Below are 12,300 nucleotides of genomic sequence, written 5' to 3' on the forward strand. Positions count from 1 at the left end.
CGATGAAACTGCAGTATCGATTAGAAGAGACGGTGGAAATCGAAGGCGTAACCTATCCGATCGATCTTTCTTTCGATACGGTATTACGCCTTTTTGACCTATTAAAAGATCCAGTATTAACGGAATCAGAAAAAATTGTTTTGGGGTTGCAGCTTTTATTGGGTGTGTCGTTCTTATGCGAGATCGAAACACAAAACACAATTTTTTTGTCGATATTGGAGATGTTTGATATTTGGGAAGAACCAAAATCTCGTTATGACAGAAACGGAAAGAAATTAAAACCTAAAATGAAAGAGATTGCGGACCAGCATTTTTCTTTTGATTATGATGCGCCAAATATCTACGCAGCCTTTTACCAAGCTTACGGAATTGATTTGTTTGATCAGCGAGGAAAAATGAGGTGGGAGAAATTTATTGCGTTGTTTGGCGGATTGCCGGATGAAACAAGATTCCGCCAAATCGTATCCATTCGGACGAAAAAAATGCCAACAGGAAAAGGAAACAAAGAAGCAAAGGATGAGCTTCGGAAATTGAAGAAACTCTATGCACTACCGAAAGAAGGTGAAGAAGATGAGCAGAAGTGATGGCAAGGTAACAATCGACATAATCGTCAATGGAAAACAAGTCACCAAAGAAATCGATATGGTCGAACAAGGTTTTTCCCGACTAGGTAAAAATGCCGATGATGTCATGAAAAAAGTCGGTTCTGATATGGGGGTCAATACTGAATCAGGAGCCAAGTCCGCTAATAAAGCGGTGGATTCAGTAGAAAAAACCGTTTCAGATCTAGGCAAGACGACTGAATCCGCAACATCAAAAGCGGGGAAGTCGATCGGTGATAACTTTGATTCAGGATCAAAAGGAGCGAACCAAGCGACTGATAGTGTGGCCAAGACTGTTGCAGATCTAGCATCATCTGTCGAATCTTCTGCACCACTTATGGGGCGTAGCATTAGTGAAACTTTCTTAAGCGCTGCTAAAGATTCAGAAGCATCTACGTACAAGATCTCAAATGCGACAGGGGAAATGAGTGGAGCTGTTGAAGCCCATGCGACTCGAGCATCCAATTCAATAGCCAAAGGCTTTGAATCAGGTGCCAAAGATGCAGGCAACTCCACAGATGGAATCACTAAATCTGTATCGAATATGGTTGGTTCAGTAGAAATAGCCATGCCAGGGCTCGGAGGGGCAATCAGTGAGCCATTTATCATTGGTTCGAAACATGCCACTGCATCAATGGATGCTATCAAACAAGCCTCCGCTAAAATGGTTCCTGAGGTAAAACTAGCAGCAACTAGTGCTGGAAACGGACTGTCTCGACATTTAGAAGCGGCAGGGAAAGATGGTGCACGATCAATCGCCGATGCCGTTGCCATCATGAAAAAGGATCTGGGAACCCTTGGAGAGACAGCTGATCAAGTTGGAAAGCAAACAGGGAATGCATTTCACGTTCCGGAACCGCCAGCACAAAAGCTGACTAGCACAATCGGTAATCTAAGTGCAGCTATGTTACTCACTAAAGGTGCAACTACAGCACTGTCTATGGCCAAAGGATCATTGGACAGTGCTTTTGGTCGTATAGATACCTTAAATAACTTTCAAAACACGATGACACGTTTGACCGGAAGTTCCGAAGAAGCCGAACAAGGGATGGAAGGTGTGCGAGATGCAGTAATTGGTACCAACTATATGCTTGATAGTGCAGCACAGACAGTCCAACGATTGGTCTTACAAAATAAAGACCTTGAGAAGTCAACAGAGAGTTATAAAGTCTGGGGCGATGCCGTCGCTTTCTATGGTGATGGATCCGCTGATGCGATGGATAATGTCATGGATGCGATGATTCAGATGCGTGCTACTGGTACCGTCAATATGGCACAGATGGACCGCATGGTACGTCGTGGTGTCGATCCATGGGAAATCTACGCAGATGCGACTGGTCGCAGCGTGGCGGATGTCAGGGATGCTATGCGTGATGGAGAAATGAGCGCAGGGGAATTCTTTGATGCTGTGGAGCATGCCATGCGTGAAGGTGGCAATGAACTGGCTTCTGTTACCGGGATGGCTCAACAAGCAGGGGATACATGGAAAGGTTCATTTGCGAATATGGCCACAGCCACTGCAAGGGGAACCGCAAGTATTATCGAATCAATGGATGATGCATTTGCAGAAACACGTTTCGGATCAATGAAGGAAAATGTTCAGGGATTTGGTAAAACCTTCGAGGGTGTGTTGAATGGTGTAGCAGGTGTGATTCCTCCGGTAGTGTCAGCAGTCGATACAATGGTTGGGGGCATTATTGATCTCAAAGATTCCTCGGCAGCAGTGGCGCCAGTTATTGCTGGGGTTACGGGAGCTATTGCGGGCTATATGGTCGTAAAAAAAGCAGAGTTGTACACTCGTGGCTTTATTGCCTCAATTAAAACTTTAACCGGTGCTAAAACAGCAGCAACTGCAGTTACTAAAACGTTAACTGTTGCGGAAAACACACATTTGAGTGCTACGGCTAAAACCAAAGCTCTTATGGCAGGATCGGCAGCTGGAACCAAAGCGTATACATTGGCTACCGGAGCCCTAACTGCAGCGAAGATGGCGCTGAATATGGTGATGAATCCTCTAGGGGCTGGATTGGCATTGCTAGCTGGTGGTGCAGCATGGTTAACCAAAAAGTGGAACGATAACCGTAAAGCGGCAAAAGAGTTAGCAAGTGAAATTGATGGTTTAGGTGATGAATTTGATGGCCTTAATGATGCAACGGAATCCAATGCAAAAGCGTTTGAAGCACAAGGAAAAGTCATTGATTCCAATGCCGAACGAAACAAAGACCTAGCTGCAGAATTAGAACGATTGACCGCAATAGAAGGCAAGTCAGCTGCTGAAAAGCAATTAATGGCCGATACCGTGGAAGAGTTAAACAACTCAGTTACTGGATTAAACCTTGCCTATGATGAAGAATCGGGTTTGTTAAATGCCACAACCGAAGAAATTCAAAAACGCATTGAGGCTTCTAAAGGCATGGAGGAAGTCAATAGCTTGGTGGAACGTCAAAATCAACTGACGCAAGAAGCCGCTGATTATGAGACTACCCTTAAGGAAGTTGCGAAAGAGCGAGCAATGCTTGAATATGATGCTGCTGTCTCAGGAGTTGACGGAAAAAAAGCAGTTCAGGAATCCCTAGCAGAATTGGATGCTAAAGAAGCAGAGGCTATGGGAAATCTCGAAGGTATCTATGCCGAAAAAGACCGACTATCGGATGAAGAGCAAGCGAAAAGGCAAGAAACATCTGAGGCTACCGCGGCAGCAAACGAAATGATGATTGTTTCTTATGCGAATTTGAGTGACAGCCAAAAGGCAGTTGTTGATGAATTAAATAGTCAGTTAGATAGTTTTCAAAAGAAGAACGAAGATGTTTTCAAAGATGTCCCTGAAAAAGTAGAGTACGGCATGGGGCAGGCTAGGCAACATCTGAAAGATCACCTCACCTATCAAGCCGAACACGCTGACAATATGGAAAAATTGTGGGCTAGAGCCGGGGATGGTATGGATACAGGTTTGCTTGAGAAGATGGCAGAAGGCACACCAGAGATGCGCGCATTGGCTGCAGATATGGTCAATGCTTCTGAAGAGGAAATGTCGAAGCTATTAGAGGAATACGCCAAAATTGGTGAAAATGCACCGAAACAATTCGCCAAAACCCATGGTCTTGGGGAAGAAGATGTACGACTCGCTTCAAGAGAGTTAGCCAATGTATCTGTGGGTACTCTTCGGGATGAGTTGGATAAAGCAGATTTGACCTCCGTCGGCAAAAAAATTCCTGAAGAAACTGCAGAAGGAATGGCTGAAGGTGAAGAACAGGTTGCAGAAGCAGCAGAGAATATCGCACAAGTTCCGGGTCAAGTGATCGAAGAAACGATCGCTAATACAAATTACGCAGAAATTACAGATCCACTTGCCAAAGGGACGTCAGACGGCATTTTGGCAGGGATCCAACCTGTAGGAGATGCATCGAAAGAACTAGCTGAAACGCCTGAGAAATTATTTGGTGAAGTGATCGATCAAGATGTTTTTGTCGCTCACGGCGAGACGCCGGGTAAAGGATACGTTGAAGGCATCGATCGAAGCAAGGAAGCAGTTCAGGCAAGTGCCGCCGAATTATCAGGTGTGCCACGTGAAGTCTTTGAAAAAGAAATGGATCCAGAAACGTTTAAAGGATTCGGCGTAAATATTGGTGAAGGTGCAGCTGGAGGGATAGATCAATCTGCCCCGCAAGTTGAAAACGCCACGAAGCAGATGGCTGAATTGGCAAACAAGGCCTTCCGGAAGGAAAATGATATCAACTCACCATCAGGTGTTTATCGTGGGTATGGCGGCAACATTACGACCGGGCTTGCACAAGGAATCGAGCAAAATAGTAGCGCACCTGAACGAGCGATCGTACAGTTGGCCAAGAAGCTGATGTCCTTATTAGATAAGGAATTAAATGCCAATCAGATGGGCAAACAAATCGGGAAGCCAATGGTCGAAGGAATCGCCCAAGGGATTGATCAGAATTCTTCCAAAGTATTGACATCGATTGCCAAAATGACGGATGAGATGGTCAAAAAGTCTAAGAAGGCTGCTGAAGACGTCGTCAAGGAATTTGAAAAGATGGATCGTGATGTGGATCGAACGTTACAGAACATGCCAAGGATCGCCGCAGCCACTATGCGTGAATCAAATCAAGCTTACCGTGAGGGAATGCGAGAGGCGAACGACACAATCCGTGAAGGTGCTCAACGCATGCCAGACCAGATGAGCCATTTGCCTGATCAGTTTTATCGCATCGGACAAAATTCCATGATTGGGTTAAACAATGGCTTAGTCGCAGGTCAAGCACAAGTATTGAATACTGCAGCTACGATTGCCAATCAAGTGGCTCAAACGATGCAGCGCGCCTTAGACATCAATTCACCATCGAAAGTGATGATGATGGATGTAGGTCGTTGGATCCCTGCCGGAATAGGTGAAGGGATTGAGCGATTCAAGCATTTTGCACTAGATGCCATTGAGGATTTAGGTGCGCAACTTGTCTTACCGAATATCCAAGCTGAATCGGTGGCCATTGCCGGTAATGCAGGCTTTGGATTGTCGTTGCCAGCGGTTAAGAGTGAATCGACAACAACCAACCAAACGATCCATAACTCACCTCGTGTCGAGGTCCATTTACATGATGTCAATATCTATGATAATCGGGATGTGGCGGAATTATCACAAGACATTGCCCAACAATCGGCAGATGAATTAAGGAGGTCGTTAGAATGACGAATGAACCTTTTTTTGAATATAACGGCCACAAGTCGATCGATAAAAATCTTTATTTACTGAATGAGATGGAGTTGACGATTCCGGAATCGGATCTACGATTTGATGAGGTGGATGGCCGGCAAGGCGCGATCATTTACGACAATGAACGAGAAAAAGACATTATCAAAATATTTCCTATGGAGCTTAGAAAAGAAGCAGACAAGCCGCTTTTCCAACAAGTCAGAGAGATCACTCACTGGCTGAAGGAACCCAAGCGATACAGTCGGCTTCTTTTTTCTGAGGATCCGGAATACTTCTATGAGGGCATCTTTCACTCGCAAGTTCGTATTCTCGATCGATGGCGTGATCACTTTGACGTGGCCTTGCCTTTTCGATGCAGGCCAGTAATGTTTCGGCTTGATGGCCAAACTGCAACAGCTCACATATCTGGGCGCACATTAGAGAACCCGGAACCGGTTAATTCGTTGCCGCTGATCCAATTTAGATACAGCGGGACGGCAGATGCAACACTGACCATCAACGGAAAGCAGTTCCGCATCTTAAGAGCTGCCGGAGCTGGGTTGATTACGATTGACAGCGAGCTAGGGACGGCTTATCGGGATGGAATAGCAAATATATCCAATGCGATCCTGATGCAAAGTGATGGCTACCATGTACCGGAGTTACGACCGGGAGCAAATGCGATTTCGTTCACAGCGCAAATCACACAAATGACGATTACGCCACGATGGAGGGTGACTGCAATATGAGCGTGCCGATTTTGTACGACAAAGCAAATAATGATTACAGCACGCTTGGCTTGGGTCTTCTGAAGGATGTGAGCCAAGCGTTCGCAACTCGAAAGAGAAATAATTTTCCTTTTCTAGAATTTACTTATCCGGTTTTCGGCGTTCTCTTTTCTCAGCTTGAGAAAGGAAAAAAAGTTGTGGTCGATGTAGGACCGGGCACAAGATCAAAGCGACAACGATTTGAAATCGTGCGGATCACCAAACCACAAAACGGGCTTGTGGCGGTCTACTGTGAACACATTGCATTGATCACTGAAAAAACAGCACTCAATAAAGGACAGAAGCACACCGCTATTTCAGCGCAAGAAGCGTTGAATCAGTGGCGTGCTCTTTTAGTTCCACAGCATGATTTTACCGTGTTTACGGATCTGACGACGGTCACAGCAATGGACTTTTCTGAAGTTGGCCATTTCGAAAGTGCTGCAGAAGCTTTGGGAGGTAAAGAAGGCTCCATTCTTCAAAAGTATAACGGCGAATATATTTTTGATAACAACGAAATCCGCTTGATGCGAGAAGGCGGTAAGGAGACGGGTGTTGTTATTGCGTATGGCAAGAATTTAGTGGATCTCGTTCAAGAAGAAACGATCGAGAGCACTTATACGTCGATTCGACCCTATGCTCGAGCGAACGAAGAAGGGGCGAGTGAGTTAGTTCTTCCGGAAGTCATTCTGGACAGTTCCCATGTCGACAAGTTTCCGGAACGTCGGGTGCAGACGGTTGATCTTAGCAGCCGAAACCCTCAAACAGTCGCAGAACTTCGTCAGTTTGGCCAGTATTACATTTCAAGCAATCAAGTCGGGTTGCCTCGTGTGAATCTAAAAGTAAAGTTTGCGGATCTATATAGTGCGACTGGTGAGGAACAACATCGACTACTCGAGCAGTTGGAACTCTATGACACCGTCACCGTGGCTTTTAACAAGTTAGGTGTCAACGTCAATGCAAAGATCAATCAGACGGTTTGGAATGTGCTTTTAGATAAGTACGAATCGATCGAGATTGGTGATTCAAGAGCCACGCTTGGATCTAGTCAAAAAGAACAGGAGCGTGATCGAGATCAACAAATTAGTCGACCCCCAATCATTGGGCCAGGCAACATTGCCAACGTTCGACCTGGCACGATTACAAATCTAGTCGCTTATGGCGGCTTTAGCCAAGTGCTTTTATTTTGGGATATGCAGGGATTGACCGTTCGTGAGTATGAAATTTATGGCTCTCAAGAAAAAGGATTTGTCCCGGGACCTAGCAATCTGTTGGGAACCACAAACGTCAATGCATATACACATGGCACCGAGACCAAATTGCAATGGTATTACCGAGTTCGGGCAGTCAATCATCATGACGTTGCTGGTCCATTTAGTGACGAAGTATTTGGTCAAACGGCAAACGCAAAAGACCTCGACGAGTTAGAGGGGATCTTAGATGATTTAAACAATCGGATTCTTCCTGAGCTAGACGAGCGATTAACGGAGAACGACAAAATACTTTATGACTTGAAGCAAAACATTTTGCCGGATCTTGAAGGACGACTGAAAGACCTTGAAGTCGAAATGGACATACTCACCACTATCAAGTTACCGGGGCTTGAGCAAAAATTACTTGATAACGAGCTTGCGTTGAATGAATTGAACAACGTTTCGCTACCTTTATTGGATGAGCGTTTGAAATCAGCTGAACAAAACTTCCTTGATGCACAAAAGCGAATCGATGATGCAATGTCGGATATTCGAGAAGTTGAGGATCTCCTTTCGGATTGGCAGTGGCAAGATACGGTGGAAATTGATGGCGGCAAAATTCGAGCAGATACAATTTTGGCAAGATCAATCCAAACTGGAAGTATCACTACAGTACAGATTCAAGCGGGTAGTATTGTCGGCAATGATTTGGCGATAAATACGATTACCGCCAGGGAAATCGATGCACAGACAATCACAGCTATAGAGATTGCGTCTGATGCGATCATCACAAGACACATTTCTACTAATGCAGTGACAGCAAACGAAATTGCCGCAAATACAATAGTGGCAGATAATATTTCAACAGATGCGATTATTTCCCGTCATATATCCGCGAATGCGGTAACCGCAAATGAGATTATGGCGCAAACAATCACGGCGGATGAACTTGCAACAAATTCGATAATCACGCGTCATATATCGACCAATGCAGTCACTGCGAACGAGATTGCGGCAAATACAATTACAGCTGCGGAAATTGCCACAAATACGATTACTGCCTCACAGATTGCGGCAAATACGATTACTGCAAATCAAATTGCGGTAGAAACAATTACGGCAAATCGAATCGCGACCAATGCAATCATTGCAAGGCATATTACGGCGGGATCTATTGTTGCGGATAAACTTGCGACCGGTTCTGTGACAACAGTGAAGTTAGCAGCCGGGGCAGTGACAGCTAACACGATCGCAGCAAATGCGGTTACCTCTGAGAAAATAATCGCCAATGCGATCACTGCAAATAAAATCGAAGCAAATGCAATTGAAACAAGGCATATGCGAGCCAATACGATCAATGGTGATCGTATTCAAGCAGGAACGTTACACGCGAATAAAATTACTGCAGGAACCCTAACCGCAAATATGATTACAGCTGGTTCGTTATCAGCCGATCGAATTGCAGGCGGGATTATTTCTTCTTCTCAGTATACGGCGACTAACGGTACAAGAACATTGAACATTCGACCAGATCGTTCAATGCCTGCAGGAGACGGATGGACCGCTGGAGTAACTCCTGCCATTTGGCTGACGGCGGGATCGAACAATGTTTCTATTAGTATGGGGAGCCAAAATGGTATGCGCTTGCGAGGGAATATCTACGTGGGCGCTAACTTATTTACATTTCGTGGTAACGCTGCATGGAATATTGCAGAAATAGCCCATCGGCTGCGAAACTTAGCTGGGATTAACGGTACAGTATATATTCCTGCAAGTATTCCTAGTGGGGTGTCATATTACACGATAAGAATAGGCGGATAAAAAAGGAGAGGATGTCATGGTTGAAAAAATATTTTCAGATTTTGCAGGTGAGGTGGGTGTCGTACAAGAGCCTATTTTAGTAGAATCGGAAGTTGACCTCCAATCTATTGACCGAGAAACAGCTGAAAAACTGATTACAGAAATTCAATCATTAAGAAAAGAATTGGAGGAATATAGAAATGAAACTAGTACTAAAAAATCATGAGGTTGTGAAAGCATTAAACTTTTTATCAGGACTAAAGCTAAATGCCAATCAAACGCGTCCAGCCACGAAACTAATTCATTTATTGGATGAGGTTTTACAAGAAATTCAAAGATCACAATTTGAGTTGATAGAATTATACGGAAAAAGAGACGAAGAAAACAATCTTGTGCAGCTAGAGAATGGCAAATCGCATGAAATTGATCCAGACCATGCGGAGGATTATGCCAGAGAAGTGGACCTTCTTTTGAATGAAGAAGTCGTCATTGATGGTGGGCCATTCGTGAAAATAATCGAGCAATTGCCGAGCATACTGGAAAATTATGAAGAAAAAATTGATAATGCAGAAGCCTATATTTATGATCGCCTAATGGATGAATTTGAGAAGGAGGAGAATCAAGATGTTAAAGACTAATACGAGCAGCAACTTTACAGGGCAGATCATGATCAATGAAAAAATGGTTGTCTACCTCTCTGCATCGATTGATGGAGATCAAGACGTTTCAACCTCACCTAGTATCAGTATTCAAGATCCAGAGCTGTACCAGAAAAACAAAAAAACTTGCCGTGAAGGAATTCAAGAATTTTTGAAAGAACTGTGGGCGTTAGAAGACAAGGATTGAAGGAGGAAGGACGATGGAAAATCTCTACGTAACCAGTGAGATCACCTTAAATAAATCTGCGGAAAAACGTTCTTCTCCTGTACCAACTAACACAGAGTTTTTCAGTTTTGATCAGCGAGTTGCCAAAAAGACGATCAACTTTCAGTTTAAAGGGGAGCCGTTGGACCTATCAGAAGCCAATGTCATTTTGGGCTTTGATTTCGTGACTGCAGGTCAGTCAGTCATTTTTGAAAGTGCTGATGAATCAATCGTAATTGAAGATCCTGCCGCCGGAAAAGTGAATGTAATGTTGCCAAATGACATCTATGCGTACTCTGGCTCAGTGATCATTTATGTCTTTGTCGAATTTTCTAATGGCCAATCGTTAGACTATCCAGCATTTAGTACGGAATTCCAAGAATCTTGGATTGATCAGGACCTAGAAGAAATGGCGCAGTTTTATGTGAAGCGATTTGAGGATCTACGAAACCTCGTTCTAGAACAAGCAGCAGGAATTGATCAAGATTTGTCTGAGTTTGAAGAGAGGATTCGGAATATAGAGTCGGCCATCGATTCGTTTGATGTTGATCAGTTAGCGCAAGAAATTACCGAGGAATTAAAGCAGGAGATTTCGGATCAACTTGATCCTATGAACTTGGAAATAAGACAAGCTCAACAACAGCTGGAGACTTTGAAACGTGGGCTGAATATTAGCGAAGCATGGTCATGGTCAGAAGATGGGACGGATCGTTTTACTACGGTATATCCCAAAAAGAACCTCTGGGATGGCACAATTACCACTGCTAGAACAGAGAGAAGTAGCGATGGCCGACATATAAAACACACAATAAATACACTCTTAGGATCGAGGATTTTAATTGCTGGCAATCGTTTTATAGAAGCTGATTTGACTCGTCAAGCACGTGCTCATACAGGAAAGATATTGCTCAATGGAATTCCATTGAGAAGTGATCAAGTGCCTGTTAGATTTGCGGGGTCCAATAGTACATCAGATGGTTTTCGTCTTATATACAATAATTATGATCTGGAAACAGGTGAATTTCAAACTGTATACAGTATTTTCAGCGTAAACCATAGTGCTATTTTAGATATTCCTTTTTCGATTGGGGTAATAAGTACCGGCGATGTACTGGATATTTATGATTTAAAAATCGAATTTATAGATTTAGACCCATCAAGTCCCACTCGTGCACAAGGAATTTATACGACCCCAGAAGAATTGGATCCATTAAACGCATTTCCACAGTATCATGCGTATGCTCTTCAGCAATTTACTACACCAGAAAGATATTCAAGATTCGAACTTACTAGAGAAGCAATAAAAACAATAGACCAGCAGCAAAACAAAAAAATGAATCAGTTGGCGCAACGAATAACTGATCTTGGAGGATGATAAAAATGGAAGGACACAAAGCAATCTACGACACAAGGGACTTACAAGATCTGCGGCCGCTATTTACGCCGGAGGATCGCCCTGTATTCCATCCCTATACGGAAGTAGCACCACCGACTGATCCGCACGTGGTGGTTATTGGTTTTGATTTTAATCGCCAACGTTGGAATGTAGTGAGTGCTGCAACACCCGAAGAGGTCGAGGAGTTACAAGAAACGACGGATACTTTAGGACGATCGGTTGTACAGCTGACGTTACAAAATCTACAACTGTCACAACAAGTAAGAGAATTGACTCAAGGAGGGCAAGAACATGCTTAATTTTGAGACGATTCAGGATTGGTACAATCGTGGATGGATGACAGAAGAGGATGTCAATCAGTTTCTGTCACTTGGTGTGATCACAGAAGAGCAGGCAAATACTATTTTAGAAGGAGGAGGGAAGTCTTAGGACTTCTCTTTTTCAATTTCGGAAAGTGAAGGTAATCGGTATGTTTTATTTTGTCAGTCTTTTTATAGGAGGAGATTTTATGGTTCATTTATTTGGAGGAAGTTTAGATGTCATTGATGTCTATTTGACCTTTGTCGTTATTGATTTAATCGTAGGATATTTTAAAGCGCTCAAGTCACATAGTTGGATGTCTGCAGTGAATTTAGAGGGATTGTTTACGAAATTCATTACGTTTGCGACAATTTTTGCAGCTGCTTCTCTTGATAAAGTGGCGCCAATCATTGGGATTAGTTTACCAATCAACATTGCGCTTGTATGGACGATCTTACTTATTTTCTATGAGATCAGTAGTATTTTAGAAAATGCTTATGAGTCAGGGGTCAAGGTTGGTTTCTTACAAAAGTGGCTTGCGGTGTTCAAGGAAAGTGTACACAAAGAATCAACACCACCAGATTATGGCGATGGCCAAAGCGAGACGGAGAAAACAATTTATCCGAATAAAGATCAAGAGTAGCCGATTGGTTGCTCTTTTTCTATATCAAAAAAT

11 protein-coding genes are annotated in these 12,300 nt (G+C 43.6%); all 11 read left to right on the forward strand.

Annotated features, from left to right (window positions below; translation table 11 throughout):
• Nucleotides 1-2 precede the first annotated feature (2 nt).
• A complete protein-coding gene (locus IGJ74_RS09100) occupies nucleotides 3-584 on the forward strand; it encodes a Gp15 family bacteriophage protein (protein WP_218193538.1) in 582 nt (193 codons plus the stop codon).
• Entirely contained in the window at nucleotides 571-5,301 is a 4,731-nt protein-coding gene (locus IGJ74_RS09105) for a tape measure protein (protein ID WP_218193537.1), read from the forward strand. The genes IGJ74_RS09100 and IGJ74_RS09105 overlap by 14 nt, the downstream gene beginning before the upstream one ends.
• Nucleotides 5,298-6,053 carry a phage tail protein gene (locus IGJ74_RS09110; RefSeq protein WP_218193536.1) on the forward strand — a complete coding sequence of 252 codons (756 nt, stop codon included), beginning with the start codon at nucleotides 5,298-5,300 and terminating at the stop codon, nucleotides 6,051-6,053. Before IGJ74_RS09105 ends, IGJ74_RS09110 begins: the two co-directional genes overlap by 4 nt.
• Nucleotides 6,050-9,085, forward strand: coding sequence for a phage tail spike protein (locus tag IGJ74_RS09115; RefSeq protein WP_430608755.1), 3,036 nt, complete (start codon nucleotides 6,050-6,052; stop codon nucleotides 9,083-9,085). The genes IGJ74_RS09110 and IGJ74_RS09115 overlap by 4 nt, the downstream gene beginning before the upstream one ends.
• A gap of 16 nt (nucleotides 9,086-9,101) precedes the next feature.
• On the forward strand, nucleotides 9,102-9,290 hold the full coding sequence (locus IGJ74_RS09120) for a hypothetical protein (protein WP_218193627.1): 189 nt from the start codon (nucleotides 9,102-9,104) through the stop codon (nucleotides 9,288-9,290).
• Entirely contained in the window at nucleotides 9,265-9,702 is a 438-nt protein-coding gene (locus IGJ74_RS09125; RefSeq protein WP_218193626.1) for a DUF1617 family protein, read from the forward strand. The genes IGJ74_RS09120 and IGJ74_RS09125 overlap by 26 nt, the downstream gene beginning before the upstream one ends.
• Entirely contained in the window at nucleotides 9,689-9,910 is a 222-nt protein-coding gene (locus IGJ74_RS09130; RefSeq protein ID WP_218193574.1) for a hypothetical protein, read from the forward strand. The genes IGJ74_RS09125 and IGJ74_RS09130 overlap by 14 nt, the downstream gene beginning before the upstream one ends.
• Nucleotides 9,911-9,923: 13 nt before the next feature.
• A complete protein-coding gene (locus IGJ74_RS09135) occupies nucleotides 9,924-11,303 on the forward strand; it encodes a BppU family phage baseplate upper protein (protein ID WP_255324184.1) in 1,380 nt (459 codons plus the stop codon).
• A 5-nt stretch (nucleotides 11,304-11,308) separates the two neighbouring features.
• Nucleotides 11,309-11,623: a hypothetical protein gene (locus IGJ74_RS09140; protein WP_255324183.1), complete on the forward strand. Its 315-nt coding sequence runs from the start codon at nucleotides 11,309-11,311 to the stop codon at nucleotides 11,621-11,623.
• Nucleotides 11,616-11,753 (forward strand): XkdX family protein, encoded by a 138-nt coding sequence (locus IGJ74_RS09145; RefSeq protein WP_218193572.1) that lies wholly within the window; start codon nucleotides 11,616-11,618, stop codon nucleotides 11,751-11,753. Before IGJ74_RS09140 ends, IGJ74_RS09145 begins: the two co-directional genes overlap by 8 nt.
• A 79-nt stretch (nucleotides 11,754-11,832) precedes the next feature.
• Nucleotides 11,833-12,267 carry a phage holin family protein gene (locus tag IGJ74_RS09150; protein WP_255324182.1) on the forward strand — a complete coding sequence of 145 codons (435 nt, stop codon included), beginning with the start codon at nucleotides 11,833-11,835 and terminating at the stop codon, nucleotides 12,265-12,267.
• Nucleotides 12,268-12,300: the final 33 nt, after the last annotated feature.

The organism is Enterococcus sp. AZ009 (assembly GCF_050548785.1).
GTDB lineage: Bacteria > Bacillota > Bacilli > Lactobacillales > Enterococcaceae > Enterococcus_D > Enterococcus_D entomosocium.

Bases quoted from the DNA above. Each gene is read 5' to 3' on its own strand.
- IGJ74_RS09100 (WP_218193538.1), top strand. From the start codon at position 3: ATGAAACTGCAGTATCGATTAGAAGAGACGGTGGAAATCGAAGGCGTA.
- IGJ74_RS09105 (WP_218193537.1), top strand. From the start codon at position 571: ATGAGCAGAAGTGATGGCAAGGTAACAATCGACATAATCGTCAATGGA.
- IGJ74_RS09110 (WP_218193536.1), top strand. From the start codon at position 5,298: ATGACGAATGAACCTTTTTTTGAATATAACGGCCACAAGTCGATCGAT.
- IGJ74_RS09115 (WP_430608755.1), top strand. From the start codon at position 6,050: ATGAGCGTGCCGATTTTGTACGACAAAGCAAATAATGATTACAGCACG.
- IGJ74_RS09120 (WP_218193627.1), top strand. From the start codon at position 9,102: ATGGTTGAAAAAATATTTTCAGATTTTGCAGGTGAGGTGGGTGTCGTA.
- IGJ74_RS09125 (WP_218193626.1), top strand. From the start codon at position 9,265: ATGAAACTAGTACTAAAAAATCATGAGGTTGTGAAAGCATTAAACTTT.
- IGJ74_RS09130 (WP_218193574.1), top strand. From the start codon at position 9,689: ATGTTAAAGACTAATACGAGCAGCAACTTTACAGGGCAGATCATGATC.
- IGJ74_RS09135 (WP_255324184.1), top strand. From the start codon at position 9,924: ATGGAAAATCTCTACGTAACCAGTGAGATCACCTTAAATAAATCTGCG.
- IGJ74_RS09140 (WP_255324183.1), top strand. From the start codon at position 11,309: ATGGAAGGACACAAAGCAATCTACGACACAAGGGACTTACAAGATCTG.
- IGJ74_RS09145 (WP_218193572.1), top strand. From the start codon at position 11,616: ATGCTTAATTTTGAGACGATTCAGGATTGGTACAATCGTGGATGGATG.
- IGJ74_RS09150 (WP_255324182.1), top strand. From the start codon at position 11,833: ATGGTTCATTTATTTGGAGGAAGTTTAGATGTCATTGATGTCTATTTG.